Here is a 21301-nt window from a genome sequence, read left to right as displayed (position 1 = left end):
ATGCCGTGGCGGCGGTCACCTTAACCGCTTCGCGCGCGCTCTCCCACCCGCCTTAGGCGTGGTGCCCTTGAGGGCGGATGGGCTTGCGCTTTGGCGAACCTCAGAGGTTAGTCGGCGTCGGCGGGTTCGAGCTCGGCGGCCTTGGCGGCTTTCTGCACCGCCTTCTGCACCTTCTCGAAGGCGCGGACCTCGATCTGCCGGATCCGCTCGCGGGAGACGCCGAACTCGGTGGAGAGCTGCTCCAGCGTCAGCGGGTCCTCGGCGAGACGGCGAGCCTCGAATACGCGGCGCTCGCGTTCGTTCAGACCCTTCAGTGCATCCTGCAGCATGTCATGGCGCTGATCGCGCTCCTCGGACTCGGCGAGCGCCGTCTCCTGATCGATGCCGTCATCGACCAGCCAGTCCATCCACTCGCCGCTCTCCGCGTCGTTGCGCACGGGTGCGTTCAACGACGAGTCGCCGGCAAGCCGCCGGTTCATGGAAACAACGTCGTCCTCGCTGACGCCGAGACGGGTGGCGATCTGCTCCACCTGATCGGGCCGCAAGTCGCCTTCCTCCAGCGCCTTCAACTGACCCTTGATCTTGCGCAGGTTGAAGAACAGCTTCTTCTGCGCCGCGGTGGTCCCCATCTTCACGAGGCTCCACGAGCGCAGGATGTATTCCTGGATCGCCGCGCGAATCCACCACATGGCGTAGGTGGCGAGCCGGAAGCCCTTGTCGGGGTCGAAGCGCTTGACCGCTTGCATCAGGCCGACATTGCCTTCGGAGATGACCTCGCCCACGGGCAGGCCATACCCGCGATAGCCCATGGCGATGCGGGCCACGAGGCGGAGATGCGAGGTGACGAGCTGGTGCGCGGCGTCGCGGTCGCCATGCTCGGCCCAACTCTTGGCGAGCATGTACTCCTCCTGCGGCTCCAGCATCGGGAACTGTCTGATTTCTTCGAGGTAGCGTGTGAGTCCGCCATGCGCACTCACACTCGGCAAACTTTTGGCGGCCATGGACCCGTCTCCAGCGACCACAAATGGTCGCGATCTTCCCGTTTAACCGCCCCCCGGCGATCCCCTCTATAGAACTTTTGCACTAGGCATAAAAGACTCAGAGGGCATCACAGTTGCTTGAGTGTATCAGCAATCTCGGCGAGATCGGCGGGGAGTGGACTATTAAATTCCAGTAAGGTGCCGGTTACCGGGTGCTCAAACGCAAGGTGTTCGGCATGAAGAGCTTGCCGGTCGAGCGTTGCCAGCTTGGCCTGAGCGGCGGGCGGCAGCTTCTTAACCTTTGACTTAAACCCAAGCCCATAGAGGGGATCGCCGATCAGCGGGTGGCCGATATGGGCCAAATGCACGCGGACCTGGTGCGTGCGCCCGGTCTCGAGCGTGCAGGCCAGCAGCGCGGCGATCGGGCCGTCCTTGTCCTGGCCGTAGGTCTCCACCACCTGCCAATGGGTCACCGCGTGGCGTCCCTTATCGGGTTTCAGCACCGCCATCTTGGTGCGGCTCGTCGGGTGACGGCCGATCGGGGCGTCGATACTGCCGTGGGTGCGCTGCGGCGCGCCCCAGACGAGCGCCAGATAGCCTCGTTCGAGATCGCCGGTCCGCCCATGATCGGCGAATTGCGCGGCAAGCGCCCGGTGTGCCTGGTCCGTCTTGGCCACGACGAGAAGGCCGCTGGTCTTCTGATCGAGGCGGTGAACGATGCCCGGCCGCGCCACGCCGCCGATGCCCGACAGGGATTTGCCGCAATGAGCGATGAGAGCATTGACGAGGGTGCCGTCGGGCTGGCCGGCGCCGGGGTGCACCACGAGGCCCGCCGGCTTGTCGATGACGATGAGCGCGTCATCCTCATAGACCACGTCGAGGGGAATGTTCTCGCCCTGCAACGTGATGTCGATGGGCGGTGGCACGGCGACCTCGAAGCGATCGCCCGGTTTGACCCTATATTTGACGTCCTCTATGGTCGCGCCGCTTGAAGCCACTTGGCCTTCGCGGATCAGGGCCTGCACGCGGGTGCGGCTCAGTTGCGGCAGGGCCCCGGTCAAGAACAGGTCGAGCCGCTGGCCCGCGTGGGTTTCGTCCACGTCGGCGGTCAGGCGTTCGGCGGGTGGCTGATTCGAATGCGGCATTTGGGGTCTTTGTAAACGATGGCGGCGACGAGCGAGCCAGACAATACGCCTTTACCGGGCACGGTGTTCACGCCGCGTCAGGTCCGGGTGCTCAAGATCGCCGTGATCGTCATGGGGGTCCTGCTGGTCGGCGGCTTCGCCTTCGTGATGGCGGCGATCGTCTATCAAGCCTCGCATTTGGGGCAGGGCAAGTCCGGAACGCCTGAGAAGGCCGTGCCGGTCGCCCCGGTCGCCGTGCCGGGGCCGGAAACCAGCTTTGCGATCCCGCCGGACGCCACCGTCACGTCGATGGCTCTCGATGGCGACCGGCTGGCGCTCCATTTCAATTCCAGCGCCGGACCGGAGATCGCCGTCATCGACATTACGACCGGCAAGGTGATCTCGCGCATTAGGCTCAAGTCTCAATAATCCTTGATCCGGTTCGCGGGCCCAAGCTATAGGTTTGGACCTGTCTGGCCCACGCCCCGTTCGTCTAGTGGCCTAGGACGCTGGCCTCTCACGCCGGAAACAGGGGTTCGAAACCCCTACGGGGCGCCATTTTAAATCAAGGGCTTAGGCCCTTTCGCCGGCGGGAGTTCCAACTTTTGCGGTCAGCGTTCTCCCCGAACGCTTTGAAAAGCGGGCGTTGGTTCCAATTTTCTGCTTGCCAAAAAATTGACGGTCACGCTGCGGGGCGGCGAGCAGCGCTCCGACCAGGGCATGTGTCTGCGTTTTGGCACGGGCACATGCTGGCTGGCCTGGTTGATGCAAATCAAGGCAATTTTCGACGGATATCTATCCTGAGAAGGCTCCAGCGTCAGGCAGAAGAAGGTGCTGCGATGTCAAGTCCATCGAAGATCGGGTTCATGGTTCTGCTGCTGCTGGCGGTGGCAACGAACCACGGGTACGCGCAGAACGAGGCCTGCGAACAGAGTTGCCAGAGGTATGGTGGTAGCAGCACCACCATCAAGGAATGCATCAAGATGTGCCAGGTGACAGGCGCTTCGTTCCGCGCCTGTATGAAAGAAGCGGGATCCGACCCAAAAGCCCGCGAACTCTGCGTCGAGACATATCACTTCCAGTGGGGCAACTAGGGCCCATCACGTTGCAGGGGGACAGCCCGCGCTGCCTGAAATAAGCGGTTGTTTTACTGATAGAATCTAAGCTCTCCCAATCCGGAAATGGGGGTGCGAAAATCGCGCGGGGCCACATTATTAGTCCCGGGCTTAATCGAATCTTGGGACGGATTTCGCATCCTGCTTCCAGGATTGCCGGCGTAACGTGCCGAGCTAACGGACCCTTTCCCTTCATCGAAGCGTTACGCCACTGTCGCTTGTCTGCCCGAGACAAAGCCTGCCGAAGCCGCGACGGTATCGGCCCGCGACGCAGGACTGCGGCCCGATCGTGTTGAGACATCGGCCCGCCTGGCACTGAACACCAATCTTGAGGCAACATGGCTGAGTGGACGCCCCGACCTTTGCGAGCAACGCCGATGACATCGACGCCCACGCCAAATGACGACGCCTTGCGTCAGGCCGCCAGCGACCGGATCGCCATCGAGGGCGTTTCGCCCGAGATCGACAGCGGCCGGTTCCCGGTCAAGCGCGTGGTCGGCGACGTGCTCGCGGTCGAGGCGGACATCTTTTGCGACGGCCATGACAAGATCGACGCGGTGCTGCGCTATCGCTGCGAGGCCGAGACGGACTGGCACGAGCTTCCGATGCGCTTCCTCGGTAACGACCGCTGGCGGGCCGAACTGCCGCTCAGCGCGAATGCGCGCTATTTCTACACGATCGTCGCTTGGCGGGATCTCTATGCCACATGGTGCGACGAGGCCGGCAAGAAACATGCGGCCGGCCAAGCGATCACGCTCGAATTGACGGAGGCCCGCCACCTGATCGAGGAGATGGTGACGGGCGGGCGCGGTTCGGGGGCGGACCGGCGCAGCTTCCAGAGCCTGCTCAAGGCGCTCGGCCAAGCGAAGGGCGACGCCGCCAAGCTCGCGTGCCTGATGGCGGAGCCCGCGCAAATGCTGTTCGCGCAGGCCGGACCGCGCGCCAACGTGACCGGTTACAGCAAGGTGCTTTCCGTTTGGGTCGACCGCAAGCGCGCGGCCTTCAGCGCCTGGTACGAGATGTTTCCGCGCTCGCAGTCGGGTGACGCGAGGCGGCACGGGACCTTCGACGATGTCATCGCGCGGCTGCCTTACGTGCGCGCGCTCGGCTTCGACGTGCTCTATTTTCCGCCGATCCATCCGATCGGCAAGACCAACCGCAAAGGCCGCAACAATTCGCTCACGCCGGTGGCGGACGATCCCGGAAGCCCCTATGCCATCGGCTCGGAGGAGGGCGGCCATGACGCGATCCACCCGGAGCTTGGAACATTCGCGGCGTTCGAACGTCTCATCAAGGCGGCCAAGAAAGAAGGTCTCGAGATCGCGCTCGACTTCGCCATTCAGTGCTCACCCGATCACCCGTGGATCAAGGAGCACAAAGAGTGGTTCGACTGGCGCCCCGACGGCAGCATCAAATTCGCGGAAAACCCGCCAAAGAAATACGAGGACATCGTCAACGTTCATTTCTATGGAGACGCCTTCCCGTCGATCTGGTTGGCCTTGCGCGACGTCGTCCTGTTCTGGGCCGAGAAGGGCGTGCGCATTTTCCGCGTCGATAATCCACACACCAAGCCGTTTCCGTTTTGGGAGTGGATGATCCGCGAGGTTCAGAACCGATACCCGGACGTGATCTTCCTGGCGGAGGCCTTCACCCGGCCGGCGCCCATGAAGCGGCTCGCCAAGCTCGGCTTTACCCAGTCCTATACCTACTTCACCTGGCGCAACACGAAGCAGGAGCTGACCGAGTACGCGACCGAGCTGACCAGAAGCGACATGCGCGAATATTTCCGGCCGAACTTCTTCGTCAACACGCCCGACATCAATCCGCCCTATCTACAGACGAGCGGCCGTCCCGGCTTCCAGGCCCGGCTCGTCCTGGCGGCGACACTTGCCGGCAATTACGGCATCTATAACGGCGTCGAGATCTGCGAGCGCGCGCCATCCCCGGCAAGGAGGAGTATCTCGACTCCGAGAAATACGAGATCGTGGCGTGGGATTGGGACCGCGAGGACCATATCCGCGCGGACATCGCCCTGATCAACCGGCTGCGCAACGACCATCCGGCGCTGCAGCAGCTTACCGATCTCAGCTTCTACAATTTCTGGAACGATCAGGTTCTGTATTACGGCAAGGCAACCGCGGACCTGTCGGACTTCCTGCTGTTTGCGGTCAATCTCGATCCGCACAATGCCCAAGGCGGCCATTTCGAGGTGCCGCTGTGGGAGTTCGGCCTGCCGGACAGCGCCGACATCGGCGTCGAGGATCTGGTGACCGGCAAGCGCTTCACCTGGTCCGGCAAGGTGCAGCACATGCTGCTCGACCCGGCCGACCGGCCTTATGCGATCTGGCGGCTCTTGCCGAAGGAGGCTGCTGCCGGATGAGCTCGATCGAAGCAACCCAAGTCTCGGCGCACGTTCCGTCCGAAGCGCCGATCGAGGCGCCGCACGAGGCACCCATCGAGGTGCCGTCGGCGCCCGAGCCCGACCGCGACGAACAGGCCGCGATCGATCGCAGCGCCGCCGATTGGTACAAGGACGCCATCGTCTATCAGCTGCATGTCAAGGCGTTCCAGGACGCAAGCGGCGACGGCATCGGCGATTTCGAAGGACTGATGCAGCGGCTCGATCATGTGGAGGCGCTCGGCGTCACCGCGATCTGGCTGCTGCCCTTCTATCCGTCGCCGCTGCGGGACGACGGCTACGACATCTCCGATTACCGGCACGTCAATCCGTCCTACGGCGACATGGATGGCTTCAAGGCCTTCATCAAAGAGGCCCATCGCCGCGGCATCCGCGTCATCACCGAGCTGGTGGTCAATCACACCTCCGACCAGCATCCGTGGTTCCAGGCGGCAAGGAAGGCGCCGCCGGGATCGCCCGAGCGCGACTTCTATGTGTGGAGCGATACGGACAAGCGCTACGACGGCACGCGGATCATCTTCCTCGACACGGAGACATCGAACTGGGCGTGGGACCCGGTGGCGGAAGCCTATTACTGGCACCGCTTCTATTCGCATCAGCCCGATCTCAATTTCGACAATCCGAAGGTTCTCGCGGAGATCATCGATGTCATGCGCTTCTGGCTCGACCTTGGCGTCGACGGCTTGCGTCTCGACGCGGTGCCGTATCTCTGCGAGCGCGAGGGGACCAATAACGAGAACCTGCCCGAGACCCATGCGATCCTGAAGCGTATCCGCCAGGAGGTCGACGCCCAATATCCCGACCGCATGCTCCTGGCCGAGGCCAATCAATGGCCCGAGGACACACGGCCCTATTTCGGCGACGGCGACGAATGTCACATGGCGTTCCACTTCCCGCTGATGCCGCGCATGTATATGTCGCTGGCGCAGGAAGACCGTCACCCGATCACCGACATTCTGCGGCAGACGCCGGAAATTCCCGACAGCGCGCAATGGGCGCTGTTCTTGCGGAACCACGACGAGCTCACGCTGGAGATGGTAACCGACGACGAGCGCGACTATCTGTGGCGCACCTACGCTAACGACGCCCGCGCCCCCATCAATCTCGGCATTCGCCGGCGCCTCGCGCCGCTGTTGGAGAACGACCGGCGCAAGATCGAGCTTCTGAACGCGCTGCTGCTGTCGATGCCCGGCACGCCGGTACTCTATTACGGCGACGAGCTCGGCATGGGCGACAATTTCTATCTCGGCGACCGCGACGGCGTGCGCACGCCGATGCAATGGTCCGCCGACCGCAATGGCGGCTTCTCGAAGGCCGACCCGCAAAAGCTCTATCTGCCGCCGATCATGGACGCCAATTACGGCTATCAGACCGTCAATGTGGAGGCGCAGCAGCGGGACCCATCCTCCCTGCTGAACTGGACGCGGCGGATGATTCAGGTCCGCAAGACCCACGCCGCGTTCGGGCGCGGCTCGTTGAGCTTCCTCTATCCGCGCAACCGCAAGATCTTGGCCTTTCTACGTAAGCATGAAGGGCAGACGCTGCTCTGCGTGTTCAACCTGGCGCGCTCGGCGCAAGCCCGTGGAGCTCGATCTGCACGACTATGCCGGTGCGGTGCCGGTCGAGCTCACGGGCAGCTCGGCCTTTCCGCCCATCGGTGAGCTCACCTACATGCTGACCCTGCCGGCCTACGGCTTTTATTGGTTCATCCTGGCGGGTGAGGAGGAGGAGCCGAAATGGCATGTGGCGCCGCCCGAGGCCGCGCCGGATTACATCACGCTGATCGCTTCGGACGGCTGGCACAGCGTGTTCACGGACCGTCAGAAGCGGATCATGGAGCAAGAGGTCCTGCCGGACTTCGTCCTTCGCCAACGCTGGTTCGGGGCCAAGGATGCTTCTCACGTTCAGTTCTCGATGACGCCGCTCGCCACGCTCGAAGGCATGCACGGCACCTATCCGCTCGCCGTTTGCGAGGCGTCGATGCTTGGCCGCGACAGCCAGAGCTATTTCCTGCCATTCGCCGCCAAATGGGGAAGCGAGCATGTGCGGGCAGGCGCCCCGCATCTTCCCTTTACGCTCGCCAAGCTGAGATCGGGCTCGCGCGTGGGCGCCTTGCTCGACGCCGCCAACGATCACAACTTCATTCGCGACGTGACGAAAGCCATCGGCGAGAACAAGAGCATCGATGCCGCCAACGGCCGGGTTGTGTTCTCCGCCAGCCCGAGTTGGGCGCATGTGGCGGAAGAGGCGCCGATCCGCGGCGTCGGTGCCGAGCAGAGCAACGTGTCGATCATCGTCGACGAGCGCATCATGCTGAAGATCTACCGGCGGGTTCGCGCCGGCATTCAGCCGGAGCTGGAGATTGCCCGCTTTCTCACCGAGGTCGCGCGCTACGCAAATACGCCGGAATATCTCGGCGCGGTGGAATATGTCGCGGAGACCGGCGAGCACACGGCGCTCGCCATCGCGTTCGCCTTCGTAACGAACCAGGGCGATGCGTGGACCGCGGTGGTCGAGGGCCTGGATCGGGCCTTGGAGGATCTCGCGCTCCGTCAAGACGAGGAGGCGAGCGTCGAGAGCGACCTCGAAGGGCTTTATGGATTCCCGCTCGATCTCGCCGCGCGGCTCGGCACGCGCACGGGTGAGCTTCATCGGGCATTCACGACCGCGACCGACGATGCCGCCTTCGCGGCGGAACCGATCACCCAAGACGACATCGCGCGATGGACGCAGGCGCTCCGCGAGGAGTCCGACCGCGTTCTCGGCGAGCTGGAAAAGATGATCGGCTCGCTATCGGAGACGGCGCGCCATCACGCCGCGACGTTGCTCGGTGCGCGGCAGGCGCTCAGCGATCGGATCGATGCGATCGCCGGCACGCCGCCGTCGGGGCTGAAGACACGCATCCACGGCGACTATCATCTCGGCCAGGTGCTGGTCTCCAAGGACGACGTGATCATCATCGATTTCGAGGGCGAGCCGCGCCGCTCGCTCGCCGAGCGTCGTGAGAAGAGCTCTCCCTTGCGGGACGCGGCCGGCATGCTGCGCTCGCTCGACTACGCGGCGTCGGCCGCGGTGGACCGCTTTGCCACGCGCAAGGGCGAGTTACCAGACCGCGTCATGGCGGTGGCGACCGCGTGGCGCAACCGCGCCAGCCGCGATTTTCTCGGCGCTTATACTGAGGCCGTGCAGGGCACGCCGATCTATCCGGCGGATGAGCAGGCCGCCCAGAGCCTGCTCGACCTGTTTCTGTTGCAAAAGGGGTTCTATGAGATCGCCTACGAGGCGGCCAACCGCCCCCATTGGCTGTCGATACCTTTGCGCAACGTAATCGATCTATTGACGGGAACGAGAGCATATCAAGCATGACCAAGTTTTCGAGCAAAGCCGCCGCAACCGAGCCTGATTGGCGACCCGGGAAAGATGCCGTCGCGGCGCTCGTCGCCGGCCGGCACGGCGATCCCTTCGCCATTCTCGGGCCGCATCCTTGCGCCGGCGGCGTCTCAATCAGGGTCATGGCGCCCGCGGCTGAAACCGTCGAGGCGATCGACGGGCAAGGCCAGGTCCTCGGCACGCTCGAGAAGCTGCACGATGCGGGCTTCTTCGCCGGGGTGATCGATGCTGAGGCGGAGTCGCCCGTCTACCGGCTGCGGTTCAAACGCGGCGACGCCCAGTGGGAAGAGGACGACGCCTATCGTTTCCCGCTCTTTCTCGGCGAGATGGATGTCTATCTGCTGGCGGAAGGCACCCATCGCCGCCTCTATGAAAAGCTCGGCGCGCATCCCATCACCTTGGCGGGCACCGAAGGCGTGGTGTTCGCGCTCTGGGCACCGAACGCGCAGCGCGTCAGCGTCGTGGGCGATTTCAACGGATGGGACGGCCGCCGCCATCCCATGCGCAAGCGGCACGATGCCGGCGTGTGGGAGCTGTTCATTCCCGGCGTTCATCGCGGCGCCTATTACAAATACGAGATTGTCGGCGTCGACGGCACCCAGTTGCCGTTGAAGTCCGATCCCGTCGGCTTTGCCGCGGAGGCGCCGCCGTCGACCGCGTCCCGCGTCAACGGGCTCGTTGCCCATGATTGGGGCGACGGCGATTGGATCTCGACGAGAGCCGGCTTGCAGGATCGCTCGGCGCCGATCTCGATCTACGAGGTTCATCTCGGCTCGTGGCGCCGCGGGGAAGGCAACAGCTTCCTCGACTACGACCGCCTGGCCGACGAGCTCATCCCCTATGTCCGCGATCTCGGCTTTACCCATATCGAGCTCCTGCCGATCAGCGAGCATCCTTTCTCCGGCTCCTGGGGCTATCAGCCGATCGGCCTGTTCGCGCCAACGGCCCGGTTCGGCGATCCGAACGCTTTCGCGCGTTTCGTCGATCGCTGCCATGCCGCCGGCATCGGCGTGCTGATCGATTGGGTGCCGGCGCATTTTCCGAGCGATCCGCACGGCCTCGTCCGCTTCGACGGCACGGCCCTCTATGAGCATGCCGATCCGCGCCTCGGCTTCCACAAGGACTGGAACACGCTGATCTATAATTTCGGCCGGCGGGAAGTTGCCAACTTCTTGGAATCAAACGCGTTATTCTGGCTCGACCGCTATCATATCGACGGCCTCAGGGTCGATGCGGTGGCCTCCATGCTCTATCTCGATTACAGCCGCGACCCCGGGGAGTGGGTGCCGAACGTGCATGGCGGCCGGGAGAATCTCGAGGCGGTGAGCTTTCTGCGCGAGATGAACACGCATGCTTACGGCGATTTCCCGGGGTCGATCACCGTCGCCGAGGAATCGACGGCGTGGCCCGGCGTGTCCGCGCCCCGTTGACGCCGGCGGCCTCGGCTTCGGCTACAAGTGGAACATGGGCTGGATGCACGACACGCTGTCCTACATGGCCCGCGATCCGATCCACCGCACTTACCATCACAACGAGATGACGTTCGGTCTCGTCTATGCCTACTCGGAGAACTTCATCCTGCCGCTCAGCCACGACGAGGTCGTTCACGGCAAGGGATCGCTGCTCGGCAAGATGCCGGGAGACCGCTGGCAGAAATTCGCCAACCTGCGCGCGTATCTGGCGTTCATGTGGACGCATCCCGGCAAGAAGCTGCTGTTCATGGGCGGTGAGTTCGGCCAGGAGCGTGAGTGGAATCACGATCACTCGCTCGATTGGCATCTGCTCGCCGACGAGTCCCATCGCGGCGTCCAGTCGCTGGTGCGCGACCTCAACCATCTCTACCGGTCGACGCCTTCGCTCCATCAGCTCGATTGCGAGCCCGAGGGGTTCGAATGGATCGACGGCGGCAACACGGCCCAGAGCCTGTTGTCCTACACCCGCTACGGCAAGCCGGGGACCGCGCCCGCCGTGGTCGTGTGCAATTTCACCCCGCAGGTCCATCATGGCTTCCGTCTCGGCGTACCGAAAGGCGGCCGCTGGATCGAGAAACTCAACTCCGACAGCGCCGGCTATGGCGGCTCGAATGTCGGCAATCTCGGTGAGATCGAGGCGCGTAAAGAGAGCGCGCATGGACGGCCGTTCTCCATCGACATCACCGTGCCGCCGCTGGCGACAGTCGTGTTCGAGCATGCCGATGACTAAAGGCGCGCCATGAGCAGGCTATTTGCCCTGGAGCGAAGCTGGGGCGCCGAAATCCTGCCCGATGGCGATGCGCGGTTTCGCCTATGGGCACCGGCGCATAAGACGGTGTCGCTGGTCGCCATGGCGGGCGGCGTGACGCAAGCGATGTCTCGCACCGAGGACGGGTGGTTCGAGTGCGTCACGGACCTGGTGAGCCCGGCGACGGCTACCTGTTCCAGCTCCCCGACGGCATGCGCGTACCGGACCCGGCGGCGCGGGCACAAATCGCCGATGTTCATGGTCCCTCGCAGCTTATCGATCCGCGCGCCTATGACTGGCAGACGGGGAACTGGCGCGGCCGGCCATGGGAAGAGGCGGTGATCTACGAGCTGCATCCGGGCACGTTCTCGCCCGAAGGAACTTTCGCCGCTATCGAGAGTCGGCTCGACGATCTGGTCCGGCTTGGCGTGACGGTGGTCGAGCTCATGCCCGTCGCGCAATTCTCCGGCAATCGCGGCTGGGGCTATGACGGCGTGCTGATGTTTGCGCCGCATGTGGCCTATGGCGGACCCGACGCGCTCAAGTGTCTCGTCGACGCGGCCCATGCGCGTGGGCTGATGGTCTTTCTCGACGTGGTCTATAATCACTTCGGGCCGGACGGGAACTATCTCAACTGCTACGCGCCGGACTTCTTCGATCCCAGCCGCCACACGCCCTGGGGTGCTGCCATCGCTTACGGGCGCGATCCCGTGCGCGCCTACTTCATCGAGAACGCGCTATACTGGCTCGAGGAATATCGCTTCGACGGCCTGCGCCTCGATGCCGTCGACCAGATCCGCGACGACAGTCTGCTCGCCGACATCGCCACGACGGTGCGGCAGCGGATCACCGATCGCCAGGTGCACCTCACCACCGAGGACGACCGCAACGTCACCTTCCTGACCGAGCGGGTGGACGGCGCTCCGAAACTCTACTCCGGCGAATGGAACGACGATTTCCATCACGCGGCCCATGTCATCGCGGTCGGCGAATCCGACGGCTATTATCGCGACTACACCGATGGGCCGGTCGCCAAGCTCGCCCGGTCGCTGGCCGAAGGCTTTATCTACCAGGGTGAGCCGTCGGCATTCCGCGACGGCGAGAAGCGCGGCGAGCCGAGCGCCGGGCTGCCGCCTTCGGCCTTCGTGGATTGTCTGCAAAATCACGACCAGGCCGGAAACCGCGCCTTCGGCGAACGCCTGTCTGTTCTCGCCGAGCCGGAGGCCATCGAGGCGCTGACCGCCGTGTTGTTGCTTGGGCCGCAGACGCCGCTCCTGTTCATGGGCGAGGAGTGGGGGGAGACGCGGCCCTTCCTGTTCTTCACCGACTTTCACGGGGAGCTGGCGCAGAATGTGCGCGAGGGGCGGCGCAACGAGTTTCGCAAATGGCGCGTCTTCGCCGATCCCAAGACCCGGGAGCGCATTCCCGATCCCAATGCCCTGAGCACGTTCGAGGCGTCCAAGCTCGACTGGAGCGAGATCGCGCGCTCGCCCCATCGGGAACGTCTCGCGCTGGTGTCGCGACTGCTCGAACTTCGGCGCGAGGCGATCGTGCCGTTGATCGCCGGAATCGCCGGTCATGCCGGGGCCGTGCTCGCCGCGGACAAGAGCGGTCTCGGCGTGGCATGGCGGCTCGGCGATGGCGGGTCTCTGACGATGATCGCCAATCTCAGCGACGAGGACTGGTCCGTGCCGTCCGATTTGAGAGACCGCGCGGCGGCGGGCACACATATATATGAGACGGGGGGCGGCGATGCCGGTCTGCAAGCGGGCACCCTGCCGCCCTGGTCGGTGGTCGTCCGTATCAGTGCGCCGCGATGATCACGCCCACCGCCACCTACCGTCTGCAGTTCCGCAACGGCATGACCTTCGATCGTGCGCCGAGCTCGCGCCGTATCTGGCGCGCCTCGGCATCAGCCATCTCTATGCCGCGCCGATCTTCGAGGCCGAGCCGGGTTCGACCCACGGCTATGACGTGGTCGACAATCGGGTGATCGATTCCAGTCTCGGCGGGGACGAAGCCTTCCAGCGCATGGCGGCGGCGTTCCGCGCCGAAGGCATGGGCATCGTGCTCGATTTCGTCCCCAATCACATGAGCGCCTCGACCTACAATCCCTATTGGCGCGACGTGCTCGAATGGGGCGAGGCGAGCGATTGCGCGCAATTCTTCGACATCGACTGGTCGGCACCCAAGCTGCTGGTGCCGGCGCTTGGCAGCAGCTACGGCGCGGCGCTGGGGGAAGGCAGGTTTGGCCTTCACTTCGATGCCCGCGACGGCGGCATGACCTTCACCTATTACGGGCTCAAGCTGCCGCTGACGCCGACCTCCTACGCACAAGTGCTCATGCGGGCCGACGGCGAGGACTTCGCCGAATGGGCTCGGCGGTTCGCTGTGGCGACGCCCCAGACCTCGGCCGAGCTCAAGGCCGAGCTGGCCGAGGCGGCACGCGACCCCGCGACCCATCGGGCCATCGAGCAGGCTATGGCGGCGGTCGCCGCAGACGCCGACGCGCTGCATGAGCTGCACGAAATGCAGATCTGGCGGCTCACCCATTGGCGTGCGGCGCGCGAGACGTTGACCTATCGGCGCTTCTTCGAGATCACCGATTTGGTGGGGATGCAGGAGGAGCGGCCTGCGCGTCCTCGACGAGATGCATGCGCGGCTGTTCGATCTGGTCGAAGCGGGCAAGATCGACGGCATCCGGCTCGATCACATCGATGGTCTCGCCGATCCCAAAGCCTATCTGGAGCGGCTGCAGAAGACCGTCGGCGAGGACGACCCGTTCTATCTCGTGGTCGAGAAGATCTTGGGGCCGGGGGAGGAGCTGCGCGCCGATTGGCCGGTCGCCGGCACCACCGGCTACGAGTTCATCCGCGCGCTCGCTGAGCTGTTCACCGATCCGCGCGGCGAGAGCAGCATGAGCCGCGCCTATTGCGACTTTCTCCAAGAGGAGGTCGATTACGAGGCGCTGATCATCGGCGCCAAGCGGATGATGCTGATCCGCAACCTAGCGGGCGAACTCGAGCATCTCAAGGACATGGCGGGCGCGCTCGCTTTACGCCAATTGGCGACCCGCGACTTCGGCAACGACACGCTGCGTCGGGCGATCATCGAGCTGGCTGCGGCGCTGCCGGTCTATCGCACCTATGTGGATGTCGCCGGCGCGCAGGACGAGGACCGTGCCATCCTCGCGGCCGCGGCGGAGAAGGCCAAGGCGGCACGCCAAGTCGAGGACGAGGAGGCCATCGACTTCCTGCGCCGCGTACTGGAGCTCGATCTGGAGTCGCCGGAGGAGCAGGCATCGGCGCTCGAATTTGCCGTGCGCTTCCAACAGACGACCGGGCCGGTTATGGCCAAGGCGCTCGAGGACACCGCCTTTTACCGCTACAACCGGCTGATCGCGCTCAACGAAGTGGGCGGCGAGCCCGATCGCTTCGGTGCGCCGGTGGACGCGTTTCATGCGGCCATGGTGCTGCGCCTGCACCATCAGCGGCGGGCCTGAGTGCCACGTCGACCCACGACACCAAGCGCGGCGAGGACTCGCGTGCGCGTCTCTACAGCTTGAGCGAGATGCCCGAGGCCTGGGCCGCGGCGGTTCATCGCTGGACCGCGCAGAACGCAGAGTTCCGCCGTGAGGCCGATGGTCTGACGATGCCGGAGCCCGAGGTCGAGTGGATGTTCTATCAGGCGCTCGCCGGCGCATGGCCCGCCGATCTGGCGTGTGACGATGCCGACGGCTTGGCCGCGCTTGCCGACCGCATGGCCCAGTTCATGTTGAAGGCGGTGCGCGAGGCCAAAGCGCATACGAGCTGGACGGCGCAAAATGCGGACTACGAGTCGGCGGTGGAGCGCTTCACGCGCGATGCCCTCGATCCGGCGAAGGCGCCAGCGTTCTTGCAGAATTTCGCCGCTATGTGCGGGCCGGTCTTCCTCGCCGGGGCTCTCAACAGCCTGTCCCAGACGGCGATCAAGCTGACCGCGCCGGGCGTGCCGGACATCTACCAAGGCTCGGAGCTGTGGGAGCTGAGCCTGGTCGATCCCGACAACCGGCGTGCCGTCGATTACGACACTTGCCGGGCGCTACAGGCGAGTGTCGGCGACGCGGCGCCCGAGGCGCTCCTTGCCGATTGGCGTTCCGGCGCGCTCAAGCTGCGGCTGCTCCAGGCGGGCCTGGCCTTGCGCGCGCGCGGCAGGGACCTGTTTGCCGGCGGCGCGTATGTGCCGCTCTCCGTGGAAGGCGATGCAGCCGAGCATGTTCTGGCCTTCGCGCGCATCGCGGACGGGCAGGCGGTCGTCACCATCGTACCGCGAATGCCCTTGGGCTTGCTTTCGGGGGAGAGCACTCCACTCGTGCCCACCGAGCGCTGGGGCGACACCGTCGCGATGCTGCCGGATCATCTCGCCGGGCAGCGTTGGCGGGACGTGGTCACCGGCCAAGTTCACGCAGGCCAAGCACGCCTTGCGGTGGGCGAGGTGCTCGGACGCTTTCCTGTGGCGCTGCTGGCGAACCAGAGCCTGCAAGAGTGACCCATGCGTGAGCGCCCGGCGCGGCGATGCTCCCCGATGGCTTTGCCCTAGATCAAAGTCGCTGCTCTAGGTCAGACATAAGTTCAGCCCTTGATTCTTCCCCATAACGTGAGGTGACGCGGTGATTACGAAGGTTCGTGGTGATATTCTTTTGACTGACGCGCAGGCGATCGCCCACGGCGTGGCCCCGCATGATCACTTTAACCAGGGTCTTGCGCTCGCCTTGCGGGAACGCCACCCGGCGATGGCGAAGGATTTCCGCCACTACTGCCATCAGGAAAATCCGAGCGCCGGCCACGCTTGGCTCTGGGCCGGCCCCGAGCGGGTCATCATCAACCTGATGACGCAGGATCCGGCGCCCGACAACCATGCCCATCCCGGCAAGGCCAGTGCCCACAACGTCACCCATGCCTTGAAGGAACTGCGCCGCATCGTCGAAGAGCAGGGCATCAGTTCGGTTGCCTTGCCAAAGCTTGCGACTGGTGTCGGCGGTCTTTCTTGGAACGAGGTGGAGCCGCTCATCGACAGCCATCTCGGCGACCTGAATATTCCGGTGATCGTCTACGAGGCCTACGAGCCGGGCGTGAAAGCGGCCGAGTAATCCGGCACTTTTCCAGGCTGACTGAAAGACGGAAATCTGCCGGCCTAATGCGCCTTGCCGAAGGTGAGGGCGATGGTGGCGCCGATGGCGAGCACCGCGAAGGATACCGCGCCCATGACCCAGACCGGCGGGGAGGGGTCATGGATGGCCGTGCCGCTCGCCGCCATATCCATCTTCTTCTTCATGTCCATGCCGGGCATCGCGCCAGGCGCGGCGGCGGTCTCGTCCTTGGGCCGCACGGTCAGCATGCCGTGCTTCAGGTGATGGGCGACGAGCCACCAATCATCGGATAGGCGAAGGCGGCGCCGACCATGAGCGCGCATGACATGCGGAACCAGAACAGCGGCTCGGTGGGGTCGTGCGCGGCCGGGTTGCCGGCGAAGGCGAGGGCCGAGACCGGCATCATGCCGCCCATGAGGCAGTTCATGGACAGGAGCTCGGAGGTGAAGGTGCCTTTGAGCGATTTGGCGTAGGAGCCGAACATCTCGCCCATGAACAAGGCTTGGAAGATGGTCCAGCCGAAGGCGAAGCCGAGCACATATTCGAGCACGAGGTCCGCCGCCATGGGCAGCGCGATCAGCGCGCCGATGACCGCGCCCACCAGGATGCCGATGCCGTCGCCGGCCACGCAATGCATGGTCGAGCCGAGGGCCTGGCGCCAGCGCGCGGCGACATATTGCTCGTGCAGGCCGGGCACGGGCTCGCGGCAGCCAAGCACGTAGAGAAACGCGCCGAACGGCCCCGAATAGGCGGTGAACAGGACGAAGGCCCATTTCATCACCGGGTGCTCGGGCGTCGAGCGGATGTCGATGGCGACAAAGGCCACGGCCAGCGCGGTCAAAGCGAACCAGAGCAGCATCACGCCATCGATGAGCATCGAATCCCCTCGGCACTTTCCCGCGAATCGTCGCGACCGGGGCCAGTGTAGCGGTGGCCGGTCTGCGAATCCCGCGAATGGCTCCGAAAATCTCCCCGGCATGCCGCCGCTGGCGGCTCAGGGCAAACAAAGCATGAAGAGAGTGGCAAACTTTCCTACCAAGAGCCTGGGAATTGTTGACGCGAGCCCGGGACAGCGTTGACACTTCGATGGCAAGTCCGCGCCCGTAGGTTGCCATGAGGAGGCCTCACGATGCCGACAAAGCTCATCCTTGCCGCCATCGCGGGTCTGTTGTTCGCGACCCATTCTTTCGCGGACCGCGCCGCCGCGCTGGTTCCGGGTGCCGTGCCCCAGAAGCTCAACGCCATCTTGTGCGAGACGGAGGACCAGGCCATGACGCTGGCCTCGACCTTGGCCTCCGGCCAGACCGAGCCCATGGCGATCAATCGGGTCAACAAGGCGGCGGGTGCGGAGGTTTGCGGCCGCTATATCGGCTATGCGGTGGTCGAGATCGAGAAGACCACGAACCGCAATGGCGGCCTGTTCATGCTGGCCGGCTTGCGCTTCGCCGAGGACGGCCGGCTCGGCTGGACGGCGGATTGGGTCGCGCCGTTCAATAGCCTCGGCCTGGCGCGCGGAACCTAGATCCCGGGATTGCCTGAATCTTAGGCAATCGGCTCGGCAATTGGCGAAGGCCATACCAAATGTCTGGAAGCTGTTGCCGTCCTGCTCTACCGGCGAGGGATCGTTAGGCGTAGGCTTATGTCAGTCTTGCGAATCACTTTTTCGCAGTGCAGCATTCTCGTTACGAGGGTGGATCAAGGCGTTTAGTGCCGTGTCCTGACCGTCGAAATCGGAGAATGGGACCTCGAAATGAGGCGTAAAAGCACGGACTTAAGGGCATTCTGCCGCAGGGGCGTTAACCTTGCATGAAAGTTGCAGGTGCCATACTTGAGTTATGGAACCGCTCGGGCCGATGCTGCGGTGCAGCATAGTCCGGTCCGCAAGACAATGTTCCAAACGGTCTAGGGAATTAGTGGAGGCAGTAGGTCCCTAAGGGGACTCCAAGGGGTGCTGACAGAGCAACTTTATTAAGAGGGGGCACGACCATGCCGACAACTCTTACCCTAGCCGCGATGGCTAGACTGCTCCTCCCTGTGCACGCTGTGAAGCAGCCACGAAAAGCGCCATCCTACGCTGACAATCCATTCCGGACCTCGGATCGGGCCTGCCCGGTCGACGGCGCCGCACCGGCCGGGAGGGCATAGCCATGCCAGTCCCCATGCCAGCCGCGGTCGTCCTGATCGTCTGCAAGACCGTCGTCGTCGGGCCGGAAGACCAGAATTCGGCCTTTACCGGATATGAGAACCGGGAATGGGCGACGGAGAACTCCATGATGGTGTGCCGCCGTCAGGAGGTCCAACTGTTCGATCAGGCCGAAGCCATGGGCGCTCAGGCCCAGCCCTTCAACGTCCAGCGGTGCCAGCGCTCCGCCATCATGCTTGGAAGCCAATGGGACGCCGGTCATCGCGGCTCCAAATACCGCTTCTGGCGGGTGGCCTGCCCGGTGCCCATCGTGCGGAGAACCCGGACGGGAGCGAGGATATCATCGCTTGGAAGATGCCTGAATGCGGGCATCGTGATACAGTGCGCTGTGAGGTCGATGCTGAGATCTAGGGCAGAAACGCCCTAGTTTCCTCGGATCTCTGGAGGATTTGGCCATGCCAGTCTGGTCGCGAATTGCGGCGGGACTCGTCCTTGCCGTCACCTTGCTCGGATTCGCCGGCTTCAAGGCCTATTCGGAGAAGCTGGGTCCGCTCGTCCAAGCCTACGGCACCACTTATTTCAACGGCGAGGGTCCGCCCTCGGCGCCGGTGCCGTGCAAGTCCGAAGGCGAGATCCTGAGCGCAATCGCCCGGGTGCACGCGAAATACGACCATTTCGAAGGCGACGGCCTTCAAGCGTTCGAGCAGCGGGCCACCTATCTGAAGGGCTTGCCGCCGCTTCGGATCGAAAAGCTCTATGTCATCACCGAGGACGACCAGCTCCGCGACGGTAGGATGGTGCTGTTCATCGGGCTGAGAGCGAACTGCGTGAGCACGGTGTTCAGCTTCCCGACACGGCTCTATCGGGAGCTTACCCTCTCGTCAGGAGCCGCTTAGCGGGGCCGTGATCCCGAAACTGCCAGAAGGCGAGCTTCTTTACGCCGTGGGCGACATCCACGGCAGGGCCGATTTATTGGCCGACCTTCTCCGCCAAATCGAGATTGATGCCGCGGGACGGAACGCGTCCAAAACGACGCTCGTCTTTGTCGGCGACTATGTGGATCGCGGCCCGGATTCTCGCGGCGTCGTGGAGATGCTGCTCCACGATCTGCCCGAAGGATTCGACGCGCTGTTTCTCAAAGGCAATCACGAGGCGCTGCTGCTCGACTTCGTCGCCGATCCGGACATGCTCAATCATTGGCGGATGAATGGAGGCGGCGCGACCATGGAGTCCTACGGGGTCGATGTTGCCGGCCTCCTCGCCGCCAAGGCGTCACCCGTGGTTTGGCACGCGGTCTTTACCGCCAAGCTGCCCGAGCCGCATCTCGCCTTTTACGAGTCGCTTCGCCTGCGCGTCTCCACCGGTGACTATCTTTTCGTCCATGCGGGCATCCGGCCCGGCGTGCCGTTCGACGCGCAAGACGAGACGGATCTCATCTGGATCCGGCATGAATTTCTCGACTCCCGCGAGCCGTTCGGCCCAGTGGTGGTGCATGGCCATACCCCGACGGACGCGCCGGTCGTGAAGCCGAACCGTATCGGCATCGACACTGGCGCGGTGTTTACCGGCCGGCTGACGGCGTACGGCTTCAGAATGGGGAACAGGGTTTCTTGCAGACCTGAGATCAGGTCCGGGTCTCGGGCGAGTCGGAGACCAGCCCGCGCAAGCGGCTGGTGAGACTGCCGCCGGACTTGCCGTCGCGCTTTGCCCTGCGGGCGGCGAAGCGTCTGGCGAGGCCGCCCTTCGGCTCCTCTTCGGCCTCTTCCGGCGCGACCTCTTCCTCGATGTAGTCTTCCTCGACGGTCGCCGGCGCTTCGGCCTCGGCATATTCCATCTCGACCGTCTCTACCGCGACGGCTTCCTCGACATACTCTTCTTCCATCTCGGGCTCGGCCGCGGCGCCGTTGCCGTTATGCGCGTCGCGCCAATCGGCCTCCTGCGGGTAGGCCTCCTCCGCCATCTCGGTCTCGTCGTAGTTGGCGGCCATCTGCGGCATGGCGGCTGCGGGTTGTCCTTGCATGCCTTGCGCGCGCGTCGCGGTGAGAATCTGCGAGGCGAGGCGGGTCAGCTCCCGGCGCAGGAAGGCGTTCTCTTGCGCGCCGGTCTTGGCGCGGTCTAGCTCCTCATGCACGCGCGATAGCTCGGCGGCGAGGCGTTGGCTCTCGGCCAGCGCCCGGCCGTCGGACTTCGCCGACCCGCGTCCGGGCGCGCCGCCGCCGCTTTCCAGCGTCATGCGCAAGCGATCGATGTCGGCGCGCTGATTGTGCACGGTGCCGCGCGCGATCTTGAGCGCCTCGGACTGGGAGGCCACCGTGTTACGGAGCTCGGCATTGACGGTCTCGAGCTCGGTCAAAGCCTTCTTCGCCGCCTTCAGGCGCGCGTCGAGATCCGGCAGGCGCCGCTTGATGGTCTGCTGCAGAACGCGATTCGCGTTCTCGCTTTCGGTGAGCTGCCCCTTGAGGCCGCCAAGCTCGGTGTTCAGCACTTGAATTTGGACGCGGCGCTTGTTGGCCTCGATCAGCTCGCGCGCCGCCTTTTCCTTGGACTTGTCGAGCGCGACCTCGACCTTGCGCAGCTCGATGGCGAATTCGGCGCGCAACTGATCCTTGTCGGCTTGAATGTCGGCGAGCGTCATGGGCATGGTCGCTTCAAGCTTGCGGGTGGTGAGCTTGACGGCGCGGTTCCACAGCGGCGGGGCGAGCATGAGAGCGAGCAGGCATCCTAGGAAGAAGCCTAACGCCCCAAACATGAACCACTCGATCATCGGTGCTTCCCGAAACTA

General features: G+C 64.3%; 18 protein-coding genes, 1 tRNA gene and 2 pseudogenes. 16 read left to right on the top strand and 5 right to left on the bottom strand.

Annotation, left to right across the window (positions count from 1 at the left end):
* Positions 1–107: 107 nt before the first annotated feature.
* The gene (gene rpoH / locus AUC69_RS12815) at positions 108–1001 is read right to left on the bottom strand and encodes an RNA polymerase sigma factor RpoH (protein WP_069442487.1); all 894 of its coding nucleotides are present in this window, start codon (positions 999–1001) and stop codon (positions 108–110) included.
* 107 nt (positions 1002–1108) lie between these two features.
* Positions 1109–2125 (bottom strand): RluA family pseudouridine synthase, encoded by a 1017-nt coding sequence (locus tag AUC69_RS12810; protein ID WP_069442486.1) that lies wholly within the window; start codon positions 2123–2125, stop codon positions 1109–1111.
* 18 nt (positions 2126–2143) lie between these two features.
* Here AUC69_RS12810 and AUC69_RS12805 point away from each other — a divergent pair, with 18 nt between their 5' ends.
* The 12 genes and pseudogenes from AUC69_RS12805 to AUC69_RS12765 all read left to right on the top strand — a co-directional run bounded on the left by AUC69_RS12805 (position 2144) and on the right by AUC69_RS12765 (position 16376).
* On the top strand, positions 2144–2533 hold the full coding sequence (locus AUC69_RS12805; RefSeq protein WP_069442485.1) for a hypothetical protein: 390 nt from the start codon (positions 2144–2146) through the stop codon (positions 2531–2533).
* 53 nt (positions 2534–2586) lie between these two features.
* A tRNA-Glu gene (locus tag AUC69_RS12800) sits at positions 2587–2662 on the top strand.
* A 188-nt stretch (positions 2663–2850) separates the two neighbouring features.
* A complete protein-coding gene (locus AUC69_RS12795) occupies positions 2851–3198 on the top strand; it encodes a hypothetical protein (protein WP_141700786.1) in 348 nt (115 codons plus the stop codon).
* 398 nt (positions 3199–3596) lie between these two features.
* On the top strand, positions 3597–5255 hold the full coding sequence (locus AUC69_RS12790; protein WP_342018596.1) for an alpha-1,4-glucan--maltose-1-phosphate maltosyltransferase: 1659 nt from the start codon (positions 3597–3599) through the stop codon (positions 5253–5255).
* Positions 5204–5599 carry a hypothetical protein gene (locus AUC69_RS19430; protein ID WP_342018595.1) on the top strand — a complete coding sequence of 132 codons (396 nt, stop codon included), beginning with the start codon at positions 5204–5206 and terminating at the stop codon, positions 5597–5599. The genes AUC69_RS12790 and AUC69_RS19430 overlap by 52 nt, the downstream gene beginning before the upstream one ends.
* Positions 5596–9004: pseudogene (gene treS / locus AUC69_RS12785) on the top strand (maltose alpha-D-glucosyltransferase). Before AUC69_RS19430 ends, treS begins: the two are co-directional and overlap by 4 nt.
* Positions 9001–11230, top strand: a pseudogene (glgB, locus tag AUC69_RS12780) (1,4-alpha-glucan branching protein GlgB). Before treS ends, glgB begins: the two co-directional pseudogenes overlap by 4 nt.
* Before the next feature lie 173 nt (positions 11231–11403).
* Positions 11404–13068 carry a malto-oligosyltrehalose trehalohydrolase gene (treZ, locus tag AUC69_RS12775; RefSeq protein WP_204377329.1) on the top strand — a complete coding sequence of 555 codons (1665 nt, stop codon included), beginning with the start codon at positions 11404–11406 and terminating at the stop codon, positions 13066–13068.
* On the top strand, positions 13055–14134 hold the full coding sequence (locus AUC69_RS17145) for an alpha-amylase family glycosyl hydrolase (RefSeq protein WP_244500250.1): 1080 nt from the start codon (positions 13055–13057) through the stop codon (positions 14132–14134). The genes treZ and AUC69_RS17145 overlap by 14 nt, the downstream gene beginning before the upstream one ends.
* Positions 14040–14750, top strand: a complete 711-nt coding sequence (locus AUC69_RS17535) for a malto-oligosyltrehalose synthase (protein WP_158008114.1) — start codon at positions 14040–14042, stop codon at positions 14748–14750. The genes AUC69_RS17145 and AUC69_RS17535 overlap by 95 nt, the downstream gene beginning before the upstream one ends.
* 68 nt (positions 14751–14818) lie before the next feature.
* Complete coding sequence (locus AUC69_RS17140; protein ID WP_141700785.1) at positions 14819–15775, top strand: malto-oligosyltrehalose synthase; 957 nt, start codon at positions 14819–14821, stop codon at positions 15773–15775.
* A gap of 121 nt (positions 15776–15896) precedes the next feature.
* The gene (locus AUC69_RS12765; protein WP_069442483.1) at positions 15897–16376 is read left to right on the top strand and encodes a macro domain-containing protein; all 480 of its coding nucleotides are present in this window, start codon (positions 15897–15899) and stop codon (positions 16374–16376) included.
* A 44-nt stretch (positions 16377–16420) separates the two neighbouring features.
* Here AUC69_RS12765 and AUC69_RS18020 read toward each other — a convergent pair whose 3' ends face one another.
* The gene (locus AUC69_RS18020) at positions 16421–16624 is read right to left on the bottom strand and encodes a hypothetical protein (RefSeq protein ID WP_069442482.1); all 204 of its coding nucleotides are present in this window, start codon (positions 16622–16624) and stop codon (positions 16421–16423) included.
* A gap of 8 nt (positions 16625–16632) precedes the next feature.
* On the bottom strand, positions 16633–17253 hold the full coding sequence (locus AUC69_RS12755; RefSeq protein ID WP_069442481.1) for a DUF4396 domain-containing protein: 621 nt from the start codon (positions 17251–17253) through the stop codon (positions 16633–16635).
* 252 nt (positions 17254–17505) lie between these two features.
* On the opposite strand from AUC69_RS12755, the gene AUC69_RS12750 reads away from it, so the two are divergent.
* The 4 genes from AUC69_RS12750 (at position 17506) to AUC69_RS12735 (ending at position 20196) form a co-directional block, all read left to right on the top strand.
* Positions 17506–17898: a hypothetical protein gene (locus tag AUC69_RS12750; RefSeq protein ID WP_069442480.1), complete on the top strand. Its 393-nt coding sequence runs from the start codon at positions 17506–17508 to the stop codon at positions 17896–17898.
* Between the two features lie 625 nt (positions 17899–18523).
* Positions 18524–18946 (top strand): hypothetical protein, encoded by a 423-nt coding sequence (locus AUC69_RS12745; RefSeq protein ID WP_069442479.1) that lies wholly within the window; start codon positions 18524–18526, stop codon positions 18944–18946.
* 28 nt (positions 18947–18974) lie between these two features.
* Positions 18975–19415, top strand: coding sequence for a hypothetical protein (locus AUC69_RS12740; RefSeq protein ID WP_141700784.1), 441 nt, complete (start codon positions 18975–18977; stop codon positions 19413–19415).
* Positions 19416–19422: 7 nt separating this feature from the next.
* Positions 19423–20196, top strand: a complete 774-nt coding sequence (locus tag AUC69_RS12735) for a metallophosphoesterase family protein (RefSeq protein ID WP_069442477.1) — start codon at positions 19423–19425, stop codon at positions 20194–20196.
* Here AUC69_RS12735 and AUC69_RS12730 read toward each other — a convergent pair.
* On the bottom strand, positions 20144–21223 hold the full coding sequence (locus AUC69_RS12730) for a hypothetical protein (RefSeq protein ID WP_141700783.1): 1080 nt from the start codon (positions 21221–21223) through the stop codon (positions 20144–20146). The two genes, AUC69_RS12735 and AUC69_RS12730, sit on opposite strands and share 53 nt — an antisense overlap.
* Positions 21224–21301 lie beyond the last annotated feature (78 nt).

The organism is Methyloceanibacter superfactus (genome assembly GCF_001723305.1).
Lineage (GTDB): Bacteria > Pseudomonadota > Alphaproteobacteria > Rhizobiales > Methyloligellaceae > Methyloceanibacter > Methyloceanibacter superfactus.
The sequence above is the reverse complement of the archived record's forward strand: the minus strand, read 5'-3'. Positions and strand labels throughout refer to the sequence as shown.